The 23824-nt window shown below is 41.6% G+C and carries 10 protein-coding genes; all 10 read right to left on the bottom strand.

The window, feature by feature from the left end:
- A partial coding sequence (locus tag KHM83_RS16560; RefSeq protein ID WP_281415068.1) for a Calx-beta domain-containing protein occupies window positions 1-9670 on the bottom strand: 9670 nt, incomplete at its 3' end.
- A 311-nt stretch (window positions 9671-9981) separates the two neighbouring features.
- The gene (locus tag KHM83_RS16565) at window positions 9982-10671 is read right to left on the bottom strand and encodes a response regulator transcription factor (protein ID WP_213238164.1); all 690 of its coding nucleotides are present in this window, start codon (window positions 10669-10671) and stop codon (window positions 9982-9984) included.
- A complete protein-coding gene (locus KHM83_RS16570; protein WP_213238165.1) occupies window positions 10668-12692 on the bottom strand; it encodes a sensor histidine kinase in 2025 nt (674 codons plus the stop codon). The genes KHM83_RS16565 and KHM83_RS16570 overlap by 4 nt, the downstream gene beginning before the upstream one ends.
- Before the next feature lie 289 nt (window positions 12693-12981).
- Window positions 12982-14475 carry a flotillin family protein gene (locus KHM83_RS16575; protein WP_213238166.1) on the bottom strand — a complete coding sequence of 498 codons (1494 nt, stop codon included), beginning with the start codon at window positions 14473-14475 and terminating at the stop codon, window positions 12982-12984.
- Window positions 14476-14878: 403 nt separating this feature from the next.
- Window positions 14879-16372 carry a threonine synthase gene (gene thrC / locus KHM83_RS16580; protein WP_213238167.1) on the bottom strand — a complete coding sequence of 498 codons (1494 nt, stop codon included), beginning with the start codon at window positions 16370-16372 and terminating at the stop codon, window positions 14879-14881.
- 206 nt (window positions 16373-16578) lie between these two features.
- A complete protein-coding gene (locus KHM83_RS16585) occupies window positions 16579-16962 on the bottom strand; it encodes a zinc ribbon domain-containing protein (RefSeq protein ID WP_213238168.1) in 384 nt (127 codons plus the stop codon).
- Window positions 16946-18454, bottom strand: coding sequence for a hypothetical protein (locus tag KHM83_RS16590; protein WP_213238169.1), 1509 nt, complete (start codon window positions 18452-18454; stop codon window positions 16946-16948). The genes KHM83_RS16585 and KHM83_RS16590 overlap by 17 nt, the downstream gene beginning before the upstream one ends.
- A gap of 50 nt (window positions 18455-18504) precedes the next feature.
- Complete coding sequence (locus KHM83_RS16595; protein ID WP_213238170.1) at window positions 18505-22566, bottom strand: vWA domain-containing protein; 4062 nt, start codon at window positions 22564-22566, stop codon at window positions 18505-18507.
- A 183-nt stretch (window positions 22567-22749) separates the two neighbouring features.
- Entirely contained in the window at window positions 22750-23271 is a 522-nt protein-coding gene (locus KHM83_RS16600) for a zinc ribbon domain-containing protein (protein ID WP_213238171.1), read from the bottom strand.
- A complete protein-coding gene (locus KHM83_RS16605) occupies window positions 23264-23824 on the bottom strand; it encodes a zinc ribbon domain-containing protein (RefSeq protein ID WP_213238172.1) in 561 nt (186 codons plus the stop codon). The genes KHM83_RS16600 and KHM83_RS16605 overlap by 8 nt, the downstream gene beginning before the upstream one ends.

Raw genomic sequence — 23824 nt, forward strand, 5'->3', positions numbered from 1 at the left:
TCTCAGTGATTGTAAACGTATTAGTTGTACTTGTATCCCAAGTTTCGGGTGCACTCCAATTGCTACCGCCATCGATTGAGTAAACAAAATTGGCGATACCACTCTTTGCGTTTTCAGATGTGGCTGTAACATCTGATGCGTTAACCGTTAGTGTGACCGCATCGTCCTGCCAGCCGCCTGGAATCGCCGATACTGTTGGCGTTGCGGGTATTGTTTGATCGATTTTCACTTTATACGTGATCACATTACTTGCAATACCACTACCGCTAATGCACTTAAACTGGTATGTTGCATTTACATCATTGGATAGTGTATACGTATTAGATGGTATGGCTTCGTATGCGGCACCATTCACACTCACCATGTAAGTCGTGTCTGAAATCTGAGTAGCTGAATTATTAAGTGTAAAGATAACATTTCCATTCACCCACGTGTCCGAGATATAGGTTTCACCATCGGCAGTTACCTTATTTGCTGATACCGTTAAGACTGGTGTTGCTTTGTCAATCTTCACCGTATACGGCGTGCTTGCTACTGAAACGTTGCCTGCGTTATCCGTCACCTTTACGAGAATCTGATCCGTGTAGTCCTCGGTATCTTCAATTGTAAATGTGTTTGATCCGCCTGCATTCCAATCCTGTGGTGAACTCCAGTTAGTACCACTGTCTACCGAATAAACAAAGCTGGCGATACCGCTCTTTGCATTTTCAGATGTAGCTATAACATCTGATGCATTAACCGTAAGTGTGACTGCATCATCTTGCCAGCCGTCTGGGATCGCCGATACTGTTGGCGTTGCGGGTATTGTTTGATCGATTTTCACTTTATACGTGATCACATTACTCTCAATGCCGCTGCCGCTGATGCACTTAAACTGGTATGTCGCATTGACATCATCAGAAAGTGTGTACGAATTAGACGGCAAAGATTGATAAGCGCCGCCATCCACACTTACCATGTAAGTCGTGTCTGAAATCTGAGTAGTTGAATTATTAAGTGTGAAGATGACATTTCCATTCGTCCACGTGTCCGAGGTATAAGTTTCACCGTCAACGGCTTCCTTATTCGCTGACACAGTTAGAACTGGGATTGCTTTGTCAATCTTCACCGTATACGGTGTGCTCGCTGCTGAAACATTACCTGCGTTATCAGTGGCCTTTACGAGAATCTGATCCGTGTAATCCTTCGTATCTGTGATGACAAAGGTGTTTGCTTCACCAGATTTCCAAGTTTGCGGTGCACTCCAGTTAGTACCACCGTCTACCGAATAAACAAAACTTGCTAAGCCACTTACAGCGCTTTCAGATGTTGCTGTAACATCTGAAGCGTTAACCGTAAGGGTGATCGCATCATCTTGCCAGCCGTCTGTAATCGCCGATACTGTCGGTGTTGCGGGTATTGTTTGATCGATTTTCACTTTATACATGATTATATTGCTTTCAATGCCGCTACCGCTGATGCACTTAAACTGATAGGTTGCATTGACATCATTGGAAAGTGTATACGTATTAGATGGTAGGGCTTCATAAGCCGCACCATTCACACTCACCATGTAAGTCGTATCTGAAATCTGAGTAGTTGAATTATTAAGTGTGAAGATGACATTTCCATTCGTCCACATGTCCGAGGTATAAGCTTCACCCTCGGCAGTTCCCTTATTCGCTTTCACAGTTAGAACTGGGATTGCTTTGTCAATTTTCACAGTATAAGGTGTGCTTGCTGCTGAAATGTTCCCTGCGTTATCAGTGGCCTTTACGAGAATCTGATCTGTGTAATCTTTTGTTTCTTCAACTGTCAAGGTATTGGCTTCACTAGGCTTCCATATTTGATCTGCACTCCAATTATTGCCGCCGTCTATTGAATAAACAAAACTTGCTAAGCCACTTACAGCGCTTTCAGATGTTGCTGTAACATCTGAAGCGTTAACCGTAAGGGTGATCGCATCATCTTGCCAGCCGTCTGTAATCGCCGATACTGTCGGTGTTGCGGGTATTGTTTGATCGATTTTCACTTTATACATGATTATATTGCTTTCAATGCCGCTACCGCTGATGCACTTAAACTGATAGGTTGCATTGACATCATTGGAAAGCGTGTACGAATTAGACGGCAAAGATTGATAAGCGCCGCCATCCACACTCACCATGTAAGTCGTGTCTGAAATCTGAGTAGTTGAATTATTAAGTGTGAAGATAACATTTCCATTCGTCCATGTGTCCGAGGTGTAAGCTTCACCGTCGGCAGTTACCTTATTTGCTGATACCGTTAAGACTGGTGTTGCTTTGTCAATCTTCACCGTATACGGTGTGCTCGCTGCTGAAACATTACCTGCGTTATCCATCACTTTCACGAGAATTTGATCTGTGTAATCCTTCGTATCCATGATGACAAATGTATTTGATGCGCCTGTGTTCCAAGTTTGTGGTGCACTCCAGTTGCTACCCCCATCGACTGAGTAAACAAAGCTGGCAATACCACTCTTTGCATTTTCAGATGTAGCGATTTGATCGGATGCATTGACGTTTAGTGTGACCGCATCGTCCTGCCAGCCGTCTGGAATCGCCGATGCTGTCGGTGCTGCTGGTATTGTTTGATCAATTTTCACTTTATACGTGATTATATTGCTTTCAATGCCGCTACCGCTGATGCACTTAAACTGATAGGTTGCATTGACATCATCGGAAAGTGTATACGTATTAGACGGTAGGGCTTCATAAGCCGCACCATCCACACTCGCCATGTAAGTCGTGTCTGAAATTTGAGTGGTCGTATTGCCAAGCGTGAAGAAGACTTGACCGTTCGTCCATGTATCTGAGCCATAGGCTTCACCATCGGCAGTTACCTTATTTGCTGATACCGTTAAGACTGGTGTTGCTTTGTCAATCTTCACCGTATACGGTGTGCTCGCTGCTGAAACGTTGCCTGCGTTATCAGTAGTCTTTACGAGAATCTGATCCGTGTAGTCCTTGGTATCTATAATGGTAAAAGTATTGGCTTCACTAGGCTTCCATATTTGATCTGCACTCCAATTATTGCCGCCGTCTATTGAATAAACAAAACTTGCTAAGCCACTTACAGCGCTTTCAGATGTGGCTGTAACATCCGAAGCATTGACCGTAAGTGTTACAGCATCGTCTTGCCAGCCATCTGGGATCGCTGATACTGTTGGTGTTTCGGGTATTGTTTGATCAATTTTCACTTTATACGTGATCACATTGCTTTCAATGCCGCTGCCGCTGATGCACTTAAACTGATAGGTTGCATTGACGTCATCGGAAAGTGTGAATATATTGGATGGTAAAGTTTCGTAAGCCGCACCATCCACACTCGCCATGTAAGTCGTATCTGAAATTTGAGTGGTTTCGTTACGAAGGGTAAAGATGACATTTCCATTCGTCCACGTGTCCGAGGTATAAGCTTCACCCTCGGCAGTTCCCTCATTCGCTGACACGGTTAGAACTGGTGCAGTTTTATCAATCTTCACAGTATAAGATTCACTTTCTGCCGAAACATTGCCTGCGTTATCCGTCACTTTCACGAGAATTTGATCTGTATAATCTTTTGTTTCTGTAATCGTAAAGGTATTCGCTTCACTAGATTTCCAAGTTTGCAGTGCACTCCAGTTACTGCCGCCATCAGCTGAGTAAACGAAGCTGGCAATATCGCTCTTTCCATTTTCTGCTGTGGCTGTAGAATCTGATGCAATGACCGTAAGTGTGACCGCATCATCCTGCCAGTCGTCTGGTAAAGCACTTATTGTAGGCTGATTTGGGGGAAGCTTGTCAATATAGGTGACATTCACACTCTTGCTTGCAGTTTTACCCGCAATTGTCGTTACCGTAAATACATAAAGTCCATTGCCAGAAACCGTATACGTTGTATTGTCTAATCCTTGAGGCGCACCTCCATTTTTTGTAACCTTTACTGACTGCCCAGAAATACCTGCCTCACTAACACTAACATTAAGCACGACATTCGCTTTTTGCCATGTTTCAGGATTACCGGAAACATCAATCGTTGGCTGAACTTGGTCGATATTGATCACATCTGACCAGCCTGAAGTGGTATTCCCGGCACGATCGGCAATTTCATAGTATATATAATGGCTGCCGTTTGCGGAAACGGTAACCCCGCTGCCGCTTTCGGGCATATTTAATAATGTACTCGCATTTGGTTTTTCTATTTGATTATCAACGACTGCATATTTGGCAGATATGACACCACTGGCATCATCAGCATATGACACAATTGCCGTATAATCTTCATTTTGCCATGTTGATGGTGTTGTAATGCTAACGGTTGGCGCTATTTTATCAATCCCATTGATCGATAAAATATATTCTGACTGATTGCCAACGACATCTATGGCGACTACATTGTAAGAGGTATTCTCTTCAATTGTAATACTGCTATTATTGCTTATTGGTTTATAGTCACTATCCGTACGCTTTTTCCAAAATAGCTGTGATACTCCACTGCCGCTATAACCTGTTATTGTTCCATTTGAATCAACAACCGGGCTGGTTTGATCATTCGCGTTTATGGTGACAACTTTATGTGTCGCCCAGCTAGTTGCCGTTTCACCAGCATCGAAAGAGAATGCAATTTCTGGTGCCTCATTGTCAATATAATTGACAACAACTTGCTCTGTATCGCTTAGACCATTTTCATCCATGGTGACAAACATATATAAGCCATTTTTATCAATATTGAGACTCCCCGAATAAGGATATATTAAAGGGAGATTCGCATTTTGAAGCACTGTATCTGCAATCATAATATATGCAATTGGGTCATCCGTTTTGGTAACTGTATAGTTAATCACTGTATTGCCGCGCTGCCATGCGCTTAAAATACCGCCAGTCACTGCGATGTCCGGTGATGCACTGTCATTCTTCACTGTGTAGCCCAAAGAATGTGCATAAGTAATATTACCGGCATTATCAGTGGCTTTTATATGAAGATATGCCAAACCATTTGTATTGTAAGTGGGAATTTGACCACCATTAACGGTCATCGACAGCCAACCTGTTTCCGGGATTTCCGTGCTTCCTGACCATTTATACTGGATCGATGCTAGGCCAGACCCGCTTTCTTCATCTGATACGGTTACGCCAAAATTCAGTTCTGTGTATTTGATGCTCGTCGCTCCATATTCCTGAATTGTCGTTACGGGTGCTATGTTATCAACCTTTTCTATTTCAACCGTTTTGATAATATTGCTGCCATAATCGTCCGTTAGTGTAAACGTATAAATACCATTTTCCGTCACATTAATCGTCTGACTTGAATGATACGTTCCCGTTGCTGCACCTGTCATCGCCACAGATACAGGCGCAAGGTTGTTGATTGTCAGAGTAATGTTCCTGCTGGAAACCCAATTTGTCTGGTCAACTGTTATCGTCATTGTTGGCTGCATAAATTCAAAAACTTTTTTATCCCAAATTGTGTTGCCATTCGCATGCGTTGCAAGCACATGCAAATACCAAGTCCCGTTTGCAAGCGTTTCTGAAAGCGTTCCCCCTGATGTGTTGGCAAAATTCATCCATCCCGAAATCGGCATTGCACTACTCTGTGTCCATACATATTTCGCTGATATTGCATCACCAATTGCAACTTGAGCTGTATGCTTTGGCAATGTACCTGACGAACTACCATCAAAATTCAATGTAGGTCTAATCGTATTGGCATCAATATCAGTTGATGATGAGCCATCCGAAGTAGCCGCTCCAACATAATCCGCTAAGTCCGTAATGGTATTGGCACCATTGAGGTTGTTAACCGTAACGGTATTGTAATTTTGTCCGTCATTATCCACGATGCCTTTAAAAACCAAAACATTGGTGCCTTCTCCTTGGACATAGCTGAAAGGGGTACTGGATAAGTTTGTATTGATGCTAACGCTTAGAGCTGTTTTAATAATTTCGTTAAAGATCAGGCTCACATAAACTTCGTCGCCAAAAGCATATGGACCACCGGCCATCGGCGCCACTGCTAAAAATTGAGGCTCATTAGCATCAATCGCACGCACGCTCGGTGCAAAATTACTTTTATACCAATCGTCTCCCAATGAACCATCTGCATTATACTTCACATAAACCGTTCGGCTTTTCCCGATATTGATAGCCCTATTGTCATCTGTGAGATTCCCGGATGCAGAGATCGCACAGCCAGAAGGTGCCGATGGCATGGGGAACGTGTAGTTGGAGGTTGATGTATTCTTACCACTTACTTTATGCTCAAATCTTGCATTATAAAAAGTTGAACTGTTATTGGTTACTTGCATGAGTTGGTAACCATCATTTTTCTCAGCAATTGAAAGATCATATTTAAGTGCATAGTGATCTGCTGTAGCATCAAGATAGTTCGCGTTCGTCCCTGCCAAACCACTGAAGGCAATTGTGTCCGTAGCACTCGAATTACTCGAGTAACCGCTATCAGTAATCGTGTAGCGATTAGTTTTCCCATAATTCACAGTGTTATACTGATTATAAGCTGCTGCTGATACCTGGTATGCACTATTCAGCGCAATATCCTTTTGAGCAACTTTTACACCTAACGTCGCACCACCCTCTACTTTATAAACTTCAAGATAAAAATTTCGTGCGTTGTTTTGAAACACTGTTGCAGGATAGCTGCTGTACTGTCTGGCAATTCCATTTACTGAAATTACAACATTTTTCGTATATTCTCCCTCTGCGAACTCAACGGTTCCCGTTTGATGCACAAAATGCAAGCCCCCAATTGCGGTGCCATTTACAGTACGATAATAGACGACTTGATGCCCCTCTGTCTGATCAGCAGGACGCGTAATTGTAAAGGTTGCCGTCCCACCGCCAGATGAAACTTGTGTCGCATCTGCCGCCACATTAAATATCCCATACTTGGGAGCGCCTATGCCAAAGTTTTTCTGATCACTGTAATAATATGTCTCTCCTTCTCTAACGAAAGCACGAACGTAGTAGTTAATTCCTTTTACAATCTCTTCAGCTGTCGCATTAACGGCTTCTCCTTTTGAAACACTCCCGGAATGTACCGCTTTGCCATTGCAAACCTGATAAGTTGGATTTTGGGAAACACCCCATACAAAGCCACTCTCGGAAATATTGAGCCCGCCTGAATAATTGAGTACCGCAGAAAATGAAGCCGTCATTGCCGTTTCATCGACGTTGACCTCAGCCTGTGTAAGTTGAAAAGGCTTCGGCGTAATGTGAAGTGTAATCTGCTTTGTCGCTTCATTGCCGACAACGTCATGTGCTGTAATTGTGATGATTTTATCGTCTAGTGTCCCTGAAAGCTCACTGCTTGGTGATATCGTATATGCGTCTGTAGGAAGTGAGACATTATCCGTTACGGTAATCAATTGTTTAAGTGTCGCCAATACATCCTCATCCCGCATATCTTCTGCCACTGTTGTATTTGCCGCAGTAATAGCAGGTGGCGTCGTATCAATATTTGATATGTCAACCGTATACGGCATCGAACGATCTATGCCGTTAAATATATATTTAATACTAAATGTGTAGCTGCCATTCGCTGTGAAAGTCTGACTTGCCGTCGTAATGTTTTCACGTTCACTATTTGTAATGTCAATGCCGTCATACCATATCGTCACTTTGGAAATCTCATCCGGCTTATTGTTAAGTGCAGTAACCACAACATCAACCGTTCCCCTTGTCAGCGATGACGGTGCCAGTATTGCACTTGATCTTATACCAAATGTTGGCACTTCTCCCTGAATGAACTCAAATGATGCACTGTCACTTGCTTTAATTGCTTCAGTCGTCGTATCTTTTATCAGTGCTGTAACGGTATAAATGCCCGTCGGCGAATTAAGCGGCATTGACAATGAAGCGCTTTCCGAACTCGTTGCATTGCCAAAGAATGATGCCAAGTTTTCCCCTGCTGCGTTGGTAAGCATATATTCTGTATAATAGGTCGTTGATGCACTCTGCGTAATGTTTACAGCAGAAACGATATCGACATTGCTGCCATTTTGAACCGCATCGCTAAGGGTAATATAAAAATCAGACACATTGGTATCAACTTCACCGCCGTCTAATATGATCTGAAACCAGTCCACTTTTACAACCCAACCCGAAGAGACTGAAATCGCAATCGTATTCTTACCTAATTTGAGTTTAGAAATCGGAAGCTGTAAGATCGTTGTATTCCATGCACCATCGTTGCCCGAAAGCGCACCAATAGCGTTCGTTGAAACGCCTTGGCCTCCAGCTGGCTCATTAATGAAAACATAGTCCTTTTCACCAGATTCTTCATCAACGTCAAACGCCTTTATCGCAATATAGGCAGTAGATGTTGGCAAATTATCGAGATTAAAAGAGATTTCAATCGGATAATTGGCTTTCCGCCCACTGATAATATTGTCGATATCATCGTCACTAGTGCCTGTAAAAGCATTATTCTCATTGTCATCACCTATAATGATCGTTTCCGGATGTGGTTCTACAGCCTCTAATGTTGCAAGGGTTCTGCTCATCAACAACATTGATGGTGAAAATGTTGAAAACAAACTCACGGAAGATGTAAGAGGTTCTTGTATTTCATAATCGGATAGAATTTTGGCCAGTGTTAAGGGTTCTGGATGATCTTCAGATCCTGACGCCTCATCTATACTGTCAAAGAGTTCTTCCTCAACAGGTTCTTCCAAGGATTCCGCAGGAACTTCATTCATCGGTGCTTCTGTATCATCTGACAGCGCTTCGTCTGTGGGCACTTCTGTATCATCTGATGGTGCTTCATCTGCTGGTACTTCCTCATCGCCTATCGGCGCTTCGTCTGCGGGCAATTCTGTGTTATCCGACGGTGTTTCGTCTGCGGGTGCTTTTGTGTCATCTGACGGCGTTTCATCTGCGGGTGCTTCTGTGTCATCTGACGGCGCTTCATCCGCGGGTGCTTCTGGATCATCCAACGGCGTTTCATCCGCGGGCACTTCTGTGCCATCTGATGGTGCTGGATCTGCTGGTACTTCCTCATCGCCTATCGACGCTTCGTCTGCAGGCACTTCTGTATCATCCAACGGCGTTTCATCCGCGGGTGCTTCTGTGTCATCTGACGGCACTGCATCTGCTGGTACTTCCTCATCACCTGACGGCGCTTCATCCGCGGGTGCTTCTGTGTCATCTGACGGCGCTTCGTCTGCGGGCACTTCTGTATCTTCTGACGGTACTTCATCCGCGGGTGCTTCTGGATCTTCTTTCGGCGCTTCACCTGATGGTATATCTTCTACTGGCTGTTCTGATTCTACTATTACCGTAATCATGGGAATTTCTGGTGCTTCAACTGAATATCCTTCCAAGTCAGGTGAGAATACGTACATACCCTCTTTGCCTGTATACACAGGATCCGCGTGCCATCCGATATCTTGAAGTAACGTTGACTCCGATGGCAATGTTTCAGTACCATCTTGAGCAACGTAACTATCAACATTCAATGTCGTTGGCAGTGATAGCGCTTCCCGATCGGTTGCATAGGGCACAACTTGCTCGCTAATCATCTCATCGAGCGCTGCAAATCCTGTGATAATCGTCACAAGGGCATTTGTATTATCGTCCTCGATGGTATAAGATAAATCAAATCCCATGTTAAACTGCATTAATAGGATAAAAAAGATCAGTGTCTTTGAAAGTAATTTGTTTATCATTTTCATATGTCAATCCCCCAAGTCTTTGTATCATGAATCACACCTGACAAAATACCAGCTTCAATAACCTGTCTGACGTTCCTAAACAATTAATTGTCTCATTCAAAATCTTACAAAAGTAAAACTATTCAGATTTCTTTATCATAGCATAGTTATATTTTCGCATGACTTTTCTTATCAAATTGTAAGTAAGGAAATTGCATCAAGTAAAAAACGCTGTACCTGCCTGCGATGGCAAATACAGCGTTTCATTATTATTAACATCTATACGCAACTCTTGTTTAATGATCATCATTGCTTACGGTTTCAGGAAACAATCAGAGTACTGCTAGCCGATAACCTTGACCTCGTACTGACTCTATATCAATGTTTGGAAGTTTACTTCGCAAACTGCTTACACGAACCATAATCGTTCCCTTTTCATTGTGATACATTTCTTTCCATATCGCTTCATATAGTTCTTGATAGGTTAATACTTCATTTGGATGATCTGCAAAACAGCGCAAAAGATCGCTTTCTAGTGGTGATAACCGAATAAGTGTCTCCTCATTTGTGAAAGGCATTTGATATTTGACGACTCGTTCATTGGCATTAAATACATATGGCCCTAAAGTGCATTCAAAAGTATTACTCTGCTTTTCAACATTGACGACATATCGACGTAAGTGAGCCCCTACTCGTGCCATGACTTCACTAATGCTAAACGGCTTGCGAATATAATCGTCACCGCCCAATGCCAGTGCCTTTGTCAGACTTTCATCGTCATCCAAACACGTTATAAAAAGAATGGGCACATCATTTATTTTCCGAATATGATTACAAAGGTCGTAGCCATTTAAGCTCGGCATCATAATGTCCAGCAATACCATATCATATGCATTTTGTGATAAATAGGCCATAGCAAGTTCACTACTGTTAAAAACAACGGTTTCATAGCCTTTATCTTGCAATGCTATTTTTAGAATTTCACCAATATCCTGATCATCATCTACAATGATAATTCTCATTTGCCGCCGCCTTTCATTGGGAATAGAATCGTAAACATTGTGCCCTCACCAACTTGACTCTCACACTGTATTATCCCGCCATGGCTCGTCACGATAGATTTTACAATCGCAAGACCAAGGCCAAAGTGATTCGTTTCATTATTGCGCGTCACATCAGCACGAACGAACCGATTGAAGATTTGATCAATCTTATCCGCTTCAATACCAATGCCTTCATCTCGAATTTCGATCCTGTAATTTGTCAATTCTTCTTTTAAATGAATATAAACCGTTGATCCGTCAGAGCTGTAATCAATTGCATTGTCAATCAAATTGACGAAGAGCCGTTTGATCTGACCATAGTCACACTCAAACTGTATGTTTTCAGGGATTGTGCAATTGAAATGATGGCTTTGATACTGATATGTGTCAATAACTTCATTTAAAATTAAATCAAGCGATTCTATATCCTTTTTCGTAGCCTTTCCCTGCTCAATCCTTGCTAAATATAAAATGTTCTCCACCAGATCACTGACGTAATTAACCTTTTTTAACACGATGTCGATATAATGCGCTTTGCGTTCTTCCTCAATCTTGCCCGTACTGATCAGCTCGATATAGCCTTTGATCACTGTTATCGGCGAACGCAAATCATGGGATATATCCGAAAGCAGCTGTCGCCTAAGCACATCCTCTTTTTCAAGTGATTTCAATGAATCCTGCAACTGCATGGTTTTCTCAAACACTACTTTTTCGAGATAATTCTCATTGACTTCCGTTAAATAAAATCGCCTTGAAAAATCAGTAATAATGAAATATGACATCAGCAGATAAAAGGCAAACTGACCTGTCATCAATAGAATTTGGTATTGAGACAGCAAGCCAAAGCTGTGATTCGATAAAGAGATTCCAATGAGCAGCCCATATGACAGTATATAGGTTAAAAAAGCGATATACAAGTATGGCCCACGCTTTTCATCCTGTAAGTACGTTTTTCCCAATAAGGTTAACGCATAGAGCATCAATAACATAACCGCAAATAACAGTACAATATAAAAAAGATCAGCTGCTTGTTCTGCCAAGATAACGAAAGCTATACTCAGAATAAGCGCTGCCAAAGTGACTGGTACAAATCTCTTAAAGTGTCTGTAGACCTTACCTTTTTTAAGATAGAGTATAATCGAAAGCGCACTTAGGTATTGTGTTATTAACGTCGGAAAAGCTTGCAAATACGAGTTGACAATATAGGCGTTACCTTGTGGGGTAAAATTGATAAAGGGTTCAAAATACGTGATAATAATATAACTGTTTAGAATGCCCGCAATCCCAAGTGTCAATAAAAACAAATGTTTTTGATTGCGAATAAACAACCCCAAGAGTACTAGTCCCATTGTGCAGTAAAAAACACTGTGAATACTCTTTAGCACAATACGATTATTCCAAAGTTTAAATAGGGCGTCATAATCACCAATAAACAGGAATTTCTGTAGCTGTCCACCAATGTGCTCCGGATTACTGATCTGCATGATGAGTATTAATGAATCTAACGGCTCTAGGCCATTGAACTGTTCCAATCTTATGAGCCGGCTTTCTTTCGCCATTATTGCAGTCCCATCAGATGCAATATTGCCCAATGATGCAACGGATTTCCCGTTTATGAAAAGAGCAGCCGCACTGTATATTTCCTCGATAAGGAGTCCGCTTACGCCTGACAAATCACCTTCGATTTTAATGTACGCCGTAATCGCATCTTCTGGATAATGGTACTGTCGAATGTCATTGTAGGTTAGCCATTTCACACCTGATGCATGATCATCAGCATTGCCGGCATAAGCGTTCATTGCTTCTGGCGATCGTATTCCATCAACAATCATAAACTTGCCGCTAACATTAATGACATCCTCTTCTATATCATTATGAATTTCCAAAATCCCATTTTCACTTTGAATTTCTTTTTCACTAAATCTGTCGAATACAAAATAAAACGACAGACACATCATTATCGTAGCAACCGTCAAAATACCTGCTTTTGCCATTTTCATGCGATTTAAACCCCAATGCCCTAAATTATTGATAAATGATGCCCTTGCCTTTCCTACTATTTTATATGCCATTATACCATTTTAAAAGCTGAAATATGGTAATCGTATTTTCATACATAGAATCTTTTACATCAAATAAAAATCACCGCTTTTTATTTGATCGAGATTAGTATTGTCCCAAGCGAAAGAGCTGATTCCATCCAGCGGAATCAGCTCTTAAAATAATGATTAAGATCCATTGCCATACAGTCTTTAAACCGCTTCAACAAAGATCATTTTCTCTTAAACTTTATTCTTCAAATGTCTCAACGGAATCAACATTCGCTGCATTTGCATTATTGGTGATTGCACTTAAATCCGGTTGGGCTATTTTGCCGCCTATAAAGGCAGATAGTATACCCTTTACATCAAGACCTGTCGCATCAGTTACACCGTTCATCACTTGTGTCATAGATTTTGTAATATCACCAACCATTTTAGCATTGTTGCCTTCACCATACATGGTAATCGTATCAATGTTTTCAAGTGGTTTAGCAATGTTTGCTGCCACTTCAGGCAATACTTTGAAGAACATCTCGAGGACCGCGGCCTCTTCCATTTTCTTCATGGCTTCCGCTTTCGCATCGACGCCTTTTGCTTCTGCTAATCCCTTTGCTTCGATACCGTCTGCTTCTGCCATCATGTAGGCCTTTTGAGCATCAGCATCTTGCTTTTTAGCAAAAGCATTTGCTTCAGCAGTTGCTTTTAAGGCGAGGGCCTCATTTTCAGCTTTGATTTTATCTGCTTCAGAACTCTTTTCTATTTCGTATAATTTCGCATCTGCCGATTTTTCTTTTGCATACTTATCAGCATCTGCCTTTTTCTTAATCGTCGCATCCAGTTCTCTCTCCATAATTTGAACGGCACGTTCTTTTAACTCGATTTCTTTTTCCTGTTTTGCCAAGTTTGCATTTGCACTTGTAATTTCAATGGTTCGACGTTGCTCTTCTTCTTGAATTTTGTAAGCTGCATCCGCCTGTGCTTTTTTGGTGTCGGATTCTTGTTTCAATTCAGCTCTTTTTATTTCAAGCTGATTATTTTTTATTGCAATTTCTTCTTGTGAAGCCACTTCTGCATCATTCGCTTCTTTATTGGCTTGCGCCTGTGCAATCTTAACGTCTCTTTCTGCTTCAGCCTTTACGATTTTGGCATTCTTTTGAATTTTCGCGACGTTGTCAATCCCGAGGTCATTGATAACCCCTTCACGGTCTGCGAAATTCTGGACGTTAAAAGATACGATCTCAAGGCCTAATTTTCGCATATCCGGAACGGCATTTTGCTGTACTTTTTCAGAAAATTTCTGGCGGTCAGAAATCATGTTCGTCAGTGTCATCGTCCCAACAATTTCACGAATATTCCCTTCCAACACATCCTGAACCATATTGCGGATATAATCTTCATCTTTATTTAAGAAGTTTTCGCTCGCCTTTGCAAGAAGGTCTTTTTCAGATGAAATCTTCACAGTGACAACTGAATCTACCAGTACGTTGATAAACTCCTGTGTCGGTACCGCTTCACTCGTTTTAACATCAATTTTCATCGCTCGCAGTGTCAGTCTGTCTTTTCTTTCAAAAAACGGAATTTTAATAGCCGCTTTCCCGATGACGACTTTTGGTGTTTTCTTTAGACCGGATATGATAATTGCCTCATCAGGTGAAGCCTTTACATAACCGGTAATCAGTGTGATGGCAATCAGCAGGATCAAAATGCCTGCTGCCACTAACATTGTGATTAAGTCTCCCATTCGTATGTACCTCCGTAGTCTATATGTCTTGTGTGGTGTATCACCTTTCTTATTGTACTTTATTCGATCAATAAAAAAAGGCTTTTTATGGTTTTTTAACATTATTATAATGCTTTGACTATATTTTACATACGAATGACCTATGCCCCTTATTCCAATGGACACAGCACACCCACATCGTCCGTACCAAATAAAAATCCCATGGGTTTCCCCATAGGATCTAAGTAAGAAGATTTGAACTTTAAGTATTTTTGCAGACGTTCTAACTGCGAAAATACGATGGTGAAAATCGGTTTATGGCAGCGAAGCGATGCCGTAAATCTTACTAAGTAAGAAGATTTGAACTTTAAGTATTTTTGCAGACGCTTTAACTGCGAAAATACGACGGTGAAATCATATACGACTATTTTGTTTCACTTAATATGGCAAGAATTTCATCTGCCATTGATGCCGGGGTACAAAGTCTGTTGTGACGCACAGCTCTTTCACCTAGCCCATCAATTTGCGCCGGCACATCAACGCCAGTTTTATCGGACAGCTCTTTAATCAGTTTAAGTTCTTCGATGTCCGTATTGCCAAACAGGGCTTTGTAAACGCTGCCCGTAAATTTAAACGGACTCGCGGTTGAAAGGATCACGGTCTTTGATTGATCGTCATTTGCCTCTAAATAGTCTTCATAAACTTTATAGGCAACTGCCGTATGCGTATCCAGTACATAGCCAAATGTATCATATACTTTCTTTACCGTATCCGTCGTGTCTGCTTCTGAACAGTATGAACTCCAGAACTGATCTTTGATCTTCGCTTTAATAGCATCATTGACTTCGTATTTTTTCTGTGTCTTCAGCTGCCCCATCAGTTCAGCGATATAGGCGTTGTCCTTATCGCTCATGAAATACAGCAGTCTTTCAAGGTTGCTGGAAATCAGAATATCCATTGATGGCGACATCGTTTTCTTAAATTCTCGGTTTATATCATACACGCCTGTCGTCAGGAAATCGTAAAGTACATTGTTTTCATTGGCGGCACAGATCAGTTTATTGACTGGCAATCCCAATTGTTTTGCAAAGAAACCAGCTAGAATATTGCCAAAGTTCCCCGTTGGTACGACGAAATTAATGGCATCACCCATTTGAATTTCGTTCTTTTTAACGAGATCGGCATAGGTTGAGAAATAATATGAAATCTGCGGCACCAGTCTCCCAATGTTAATGGAGTTAGCAGATGAGAATTTCAATCCCATGTCACCAAGTTTTTCCCGCAGCGCTAAATCATTAAATATTTCTTTTACAGCAGACTGTGCATCGTCAAAATTACCTTCAACGGCAACGACATAAGTGTTGTCACCTTCTGTTGTGATCATTTGCATTTCCTGAACTGTGCTGACACCATCATTTGGATAGAAGATGATGATCTTGGTTCCTTCAACATCTTTAAACCCTTCAAGCGCCGCTTTGCCCGTATCGCCGGATGTCGCCGTGAGGATGACAATGTCTTCCTTCATTTTGCAGTTTGACTGCGCTTTTTTCATTAAATACGGCAGTATGGAAAGTGCAATATCTTTAAAGGCAATGGTGCTGCCGTGAAAAAGTTCCATAATAAAGCGATCACCCACTTTTACCACGGGAACAATGCTCACGTCGTCAAATTTTCCGTCATAGGCATTCACAACTGAATCATTAATCTGTTCAGCTGAAAAGTCCGGGAAAAAGAGGCTGAGTATTTTTTTTGCCGTATCGTGAAAGCCAAAACTGCACATTTCCTGAAGATCGAGTTCGAGCTTGTCAATCTCTCTTGGTACAAATAAGCCGCCGTCATCCGAGAGGCCTTTAACCACTGCCTCCGATGGGCTCACCTTTACTTGGTTGTTTCGAGTACTTTCATATTTCAATACCATTATATCCTCCGAATGATATGTTGATGCGGACACCAAACTTTTATTATTATCCATGATATAATGCCCACCGTATAATTACAAGTGTCTTCTTATAAATAATACGATTTAATCGCATGGCCATTAACTGCTTTGCAACACTAAGCAACACTCAATAATACTGAGATAAACAATTACTTATATGCCTTTATTCACATTCATACACACGATTAGTATTCACTGCCGCATTTTTCGCAAAATTTTTGCTCATTTTCTCTTAAGGCACCACATTTTGAACAAAATTTTGCATGATTGCGCTCAGCTTTTGAAGATTCAGAAACTGATTTGCTGCGCTTCGATTTCTTTTGATTAACGGCAACTTTTTTATCTTTTTTTACAGGGATTTGTTTTCGTCGATTTTGTATTTGTACAAAAGTAATGACGCCAAAGAGCAAAAGCAGTATATAGCCCCAACGATAAGTGACCGCAAATAAATAGCCCCATTTACTATTGAAGTAAAACAAGTGATTCCCAAAGACGACATAGGTTGCAATACATGAATAGATAAGTAAAATAACAGTCATTGCCATCGTTAATCTAGTTGCTTTTTTCATGATCTTTCTCTTTCCTGATATGTTTGATTATCTTACCGCCATAAATAACGATGAATATCATACCGACAACAATCAATATCCCTATTTTGATATAGTCCGCCATATCGTTTTTTTTTTGGACCACCGCTGAGTATAATGATACATTGCCCGCAATATCAACTGCTTTAATAACGATTGGATTATCACCCGGTACCAGCATTTGCTCGATGCTAAAACTGTTGCCTATTTTCTCAACTTCATTGTCATTGCAGTAAAGCGTTGCCCCTGCTTCGGTATAACCGTCAATGTAAATCAAATCAGATTCAACCACCTTGCCATTGACATCTTCACTGATTGAAAGCTGTGGTGCGGTAGTATCCACGTATAACCTTTTGGGAAATGTAATCATATTGCCCGCTTCATCTTGAATGAGAAATACAATACTGTTATCACCGTCTTCCAGCGGCAGCAGGTATTCTCCCGGTTCAGTCGCTTCTTCAAGGACACTTTCATCATTAACATACGCATCAATCTTATACGGTCCTCTAAAATCAACAGAAACAACAACGGCAGTTGTATTAATCGAATCGTTCTCAGGGTAAACAACATTTGCTTCCGGCAGCTCGTCAAAGATGACTTCATGCTTTTCATAATTCCCCCGTTTGCCGTCGGCATATGTCGCAACAGCTGCCATCACCTTATCATAGCCCTCTGGTCTTGGGGCTATATAGCTGAAATCGTGTGTTAAATCCTCGAAGATTATCTGGCCTGTTTCCGGATCGAAGAGCATGACATTGAATAATTCCGATTCGTCCGGCGCCCAAGCAATCAATATATTTTGATTTAACAGGAAAGCCCTTACCTCCTCTAAACGGTTCTTCGCATTTACATCTTGATAATCAATCACTTCATCTGCATACGCATAAGCGTAAATCCCAGATTCATCAGTCATTTTCATGTACAAATAATATTGCCCTGTTGCAGTGCCCAAGAGATTGAGCAAGCGTTCACCCTGCGCATCCGAAACAAAACGATCAATCGATTGACCATCATACCCATGATCGTCATTGTCCAGGAAAAATTCGCATGTCAGTTCTCCCCGATCACCTGACGCTTGCCATGATGCCGTATAAGCATGGTCTTCCTCAGATACGTTTAACACATCAATATTCAAGGCCGTCGGGATCTCCCCTCCTGAAATATTGACCTTGCCTAGTCCATCACCTTCTATTGCAATTGTCCATTTGCCTACCGAAGCATTTCCTACATTGATGAGGATTCGCCCAGGCAGTTCAGACGTTCTTTCAGGCGTCGAAAGATTCCCAAACGTATTGCCCTCGGGGGATGTAATCGTAACGGTTCCCGTTTTTTCAATATGCTCCCAATCTACTTGAAATACACAATTCTGATAGGGTTCATCCATTTCATATACAATCTCTGCCCTGCCCGCAAAGGATGCTGAAAATGACAGCAGAATACACATTGTGAATAGACAGCCTATTATTTTTTTCATGAAATCTCCTTCCTTTACCATCTGATAAAATACGTTTCAAGTGATGACTATCATAATGAAATTGTTTCAACATGGAATCTTCTCCACAAAACAGGTGAACCGACATCATCATACCAACATTTATGCAGGATCTCGCTGTTGCTGAGTTCAATACAATAGTAGCTGCCATCGTATTTTGCCATGAATGCGATCCTGCTCTTGCCATTAACATGATAGTTCAACCATCCAGAGTCAACGTTGCCATTGGCTTCAATCGCCAGTTCTAAAGCACTCCATGTGGATTCAAAATCGAGTCCGAGATCTCCTGCCATGGCAATATCAAACATTGCAATTTCTGCCGATACCTTTGAATTAAGCGCTATCCCATCCTTACCGAATTGGATAGCAGCATCTGCAAGTTTTGTCTCCAACAGTTTAAGATCAGCAGACGCTTTAAAACTCATATTGGTAAAATTTAATGCGATTTCACCATTGTCTACTTCGCCTAGATCAGCCCATTCTCTCATGTTCTTCGGCACACTTATATGAAGCGATTTAAACAGGTTAACACCTGCATGCATTTGTCCAATAAGTTCCTTATCCTTTCGCTGAGCTTCATTGCCAGCATGCGCAAACAATGTATCCCGGACATTACTCGGAACCCATTCACTGTCGATGAAAAAGCCACTCAGCCCTTTCGCCTTTAACCCTAATTCATCAATAAAAAGAATGTTGTAAATTGGTATGCCACCTGCTAATTGAGCGTTTATACCAATTTCGTCCGGGCACCAGTAGTAGGATGCAATATGGCCGCCCAACCTTTCCAGCCCTCTGGTAATATTCGCAAAATTAAATTGGCCCCCTAACTTCCAGTATTCATGCGTTTCATCCAGTGAATTAAGTTTTAATGTGACTTCATTAAGGCCAAATTTGCCAAATTGAATAGAATCATTGACAGCTAACGTTGCTTCAAAACCAAATATGATATCGTTAGCGGTTAATGCAATCGATGCGGAGCCTTTCGTTGCCTTTGGCTGGAACTTAAATGCATTATTTCGACTTACCGTATCGGCAGCCGAAGCCGCCGCGCCGTTTTCACTTCGACTTGATGCAGCCATGCTCGTCAACCCTGATTTTACAGATTCAATAATCATCAGAGGATTAACTTCAGCAACGTTCAAGTGCAGTTTATCAGGGTATAATTCGATGTCGGCGACTTCAATATCTGCCATGAATGGAATCTTAAAATCGAATTTATGATCGGTCCTGTTAAAATCGGTATCACTACCTCTGATTTTTAGTGCATACGCACCTTCTGCAACCACATAATCCTTTCCGTTCATCACAATGTTCGCAAACGTTTGGCGTCCCACATGGCCGCCTGATGCCTGCGAATAGGAAATATACAGCTTGCCTTCGCCGTATAAGTTGCCGTTTTCCCCGATATCGGTGATGCCCTCCGGACTAATGGCAAAGTCGTTTGGGAGATTATAAGCTTCAATTTGCAGCTCTTGATCAATATGTAAGAAACCATTGATCATGACATTTCCAGAAGCGATAAACTGATTCGTACCAACCTGTCCGATGGTATCTGCGGTAATCAGCTGATCACCCAATTTAACTTTCGTTGTTGTTCCCGCTCGATAGACATTGAGTCCCTCATTCTCTATTGCTGTTCGTCCGCTTTCTAAGATCGCACGAACACGATACTGCCCGGAACCCATTTGAGCTTCCAGTTTTCCCTTGGCCAAAGATGGACTGACGACTTCAATATTTGTTAAAGCGCAATCGCCAATGCTAATCGTCATCCCTTCCTCAAACCCTACGCCGGACAGCGTTAGCTCAGTACCTTCTGCCACATTGGCAATCGAAAGATTTCTGGGCTGAATCCCAGTGATTACAAAGGTATCCTCATCAACTTTTATGACGTCATTTTCATCTTCATCCTCATTCTGATTTTCACCTTCAGAATTTTCTGAATCTAGGGGGTTTACCCAATACTTCTTATTGGATGACAGCTGGTAATCCTTCAGTGTAATCATTAAATTTCTAGGATCGGTCTCGATATCGTCCTTAACGGTATACCGGAAGCAGTAATTGTTCGCAATGTATTTCTGTATCCTTGCAAATACATTTTCAAGTTCGATGGCGCCACTGGCATAAACATATTGGCCACCGGTTGCCGTTGCGATGTCACTTAGATATGCCGTGTTCACATCCCCTAGTCCGACTGTAAAAATCACAATATTGTTTTGGATAGCCTTTTGAACCATTTCGCCCATTTGATCCGGATAACCATCTTGACCATCACTCATCAGTATGATTGCCCGCTTTGATTGGCTCTGTTTCAGAATATCAATCCCCGTTTTTAAACCACTGGGGATATTCGTCCCGCCGCCAATGCGAATGCTGTCTATCCCGGTAATTAATTGATCCTTGTCATTTGTACTGGGCACTACGATACTCGACGATGCATTGTATTCGACAACAGCAATTTTATTATGCCAAGTATCCATATTCTCAATACACGTTGTTGCCGCAATTTTCAATTCGCTGAGCGGCTGTCCCGACATACTGCCGCTTGAGTCTAATACGAATACAATATCCGTTTTCTTTTTATTATCTTGATTGATGATTTCAAAGTCGGCAATCTCGTACTGTGTGTCCATCAATGCAAAATTTTCTGCTGCAAAATCATTGATGAATCCAAATAGCCCTTCTTTTTTTTCACTGATATTGACATATGCTTTTACTTCAGGATATTCGGAGACGTCAATGTCGCTGATAAACATCGACATCTTTTCATATTTTAAGGTAGATGCCATATAATTGGAAAACCTTTGGTTTACGGTTGCTTTTGATAGACCTACGACACCTTGACTCTGCGCTTCAACGAGCTTATCGACAGCAGCTGCCAACGCTGTATTCCCCATATCAGAATCCGCCTGATTGTTCGCATCAATAACCGACATGAGCGGCGCCTTTAAAGGGGATGATGCCATCATATGTTCCTGATTTTGAATGAGCTGATTGATATATGCCTTGGATTTTTCTCTTTCGTCAACGGCTAAATACAGCTTCGCCAGTTGCAAATCATATAAACCCGTTTTATCTCTAAACAACGGCTTTCTGGCGATCAAATAGTTAATCGCTCGCTGCGTTCCCAGTGCTTGAACAGCTTGGTGCAGCTCATCCGCTTGGGCTTGAAATTTAGCCGTTTCTTTTTCGGTATTATTTTGATCATAACTTTTATAGCGAATATTTCGCGCTTCATCTTCTAGTTTTGAAATCTCCGAATCTTCCGGATTTGAACTTATAGACGATGTCAGTGAACTTTGAGCAACAATATCGGTATAAACAATAGCACTTTCAATGGATTTATCCACTTTCATAAGGTCTTCAGCACATTTCATCGCTTCGTTTACGTTTCCGAATTGCATATAATAGGCACTTGCCGCGCGAAGCACCGGTGCGCTGTCGCTATACGTCTCTACAATTTCTTGAACCCTGTCTTTTGTTATATTCATTTGATTTGACCGAACGGCTTTATCCAATTCATACAACGCTTCATAACTTTTACTGGCTCTTTTGCTTAAATCTAAACTTTGAAAACATTTTTCTATCATTTCATCAATGTGCTGATCAGAAAGCGCTTCCGCCTCAGGATCTGAATACGCTTGAGCGTCACGCTTCGACAAGTGAGTTTGCGAAAGGGTATCCATCATCAAGACGGCTTCGCCCAATTCAGTATTCAAATCGATCGTCCGCATAAGTTTCTGCGCATTTATGTAAACCGTCTCATAGTCCCCGCGCTTATAACGCGATATCAAATTGATAACGGCTTTATGATCAGCATTTATTGCTTCATTGCGAACCGCAGAATCAAGCAAGTTCAACTCTGAATTCCTGAGGTATTGATAGGCAACATAGGTTGCCCCCACTTCTGTCTTTTTTTCATTAAAGTGTGTCGAAAGTCCGGCGTAGCCAAATCCGACAGTACAGGATAGCAGCAATGCCAATACCAGCCACTGTGCAATATGCCGACTGACTTTTAACCATCTATGTATTGCAATATCTGCGATGAAGGCTGCTAAAAATTCCAATCCAAGCATCCACAGAAAGTGATCGCTCATTTATTTCCCTACTTTCTAATTCGTCGTCAATTTGTCGTCAATAAGCCGGATGCTCGTCCTTTAAAACACATCCGCATGACAGCAAAAGCTTTTATGCTTGAGTGATACCATAATCCCATTTAAAAGGATTGAAATCTCGACACAGGAAACTTCAATCCTTCCATTTGATTTATACCGTTTGATTTATATCGTTTTACCGCATTTAAAGCAGAATTTAGCAGAGACAGCGTTCGCTTCACCACAATGTGGGCAATACTTAGTTGAATAATTTTCTGTTTTAATCTTAGGCTTTGTGACAAAGACACCTACAAACAGCAGCGCGGATGTCATTAAAAGCAATACGGCTTTAAAGGTCAGTAATCCTCTTCCCGCAAAGAGAAAGCATAAAACCAGCACGACTTCGAGCGAAGCACTTATGAGACTGAGCTTTCGATTATGTCGATTTTTAAATAGCGATACAACCGGATACAGTACCGGCAGTAAAAAAATAAATCGGCGTGCATTTAGTTTTAGTGCCATCGTCGACAATCTCAGCTGCATCACATCTGAAGGGTCCATGTATGCCGCAATATCGTCTAAGTATCCATACGTCAAAAAAGAACTCGCAAGTTCCGCCTCATTATTTAAAAAAGACCCGATCAGCAAAATAGTCATGAGCAATACCGACAGTATTGTCAATTTCTGCCCCCATCCCAATTTATGCATCACTTGTATCACCATCGACTGTATCACTATCAACTGCGTCCCCATCAACTGTGTCACCTTTGGCTGCGTCACCTATGGCTGATCCCTTACTTGCTTCAAGTTTTTTGCCGCATCCACCGCAAAAGAGTGCATCGACTGCAACTTCAGTGCCACATTCAGGACACACGCGCCCTTCGGCATCGACAACAATTTCTTCTTCCCTTTCATTCTTCGTCCCGCACTCAGGGCAGAAAACAGCGCCTTCCGGTATTTGGGCACCACAATTTGAACAGATCGCAGCCCCTTTAATGACCTGGATGGCTTCTGTCAATTCGTCAATTTTAGAGAAACTAGCGGTTATGCTCGCCAGCGTTTCACCATATTCTGTATCCGCGTTCATTTTGTTGGCTTCATAGTATTGCTTGCCAATTTTAATAAACAAACTCTGAATTTTTTCTTCCTCAGCTTGTACTTGACCATTGAGACTTGATATTTCCGACATAACTTTCGCTTTCTGCGCTAAATCTTTACTGGTATCAGTTATTGTTTTTCCAATTTTGTTGAAAAAGGACAT

Source organism: Fusibacter paucivorans (assembly GCF_018390735.1).
GTDB lineage: Bacteria > Bacillota > Clostridia > Peptostreptococcales > Acidaminobacteraceae > Fusibacter > Fusibacter paucivorans.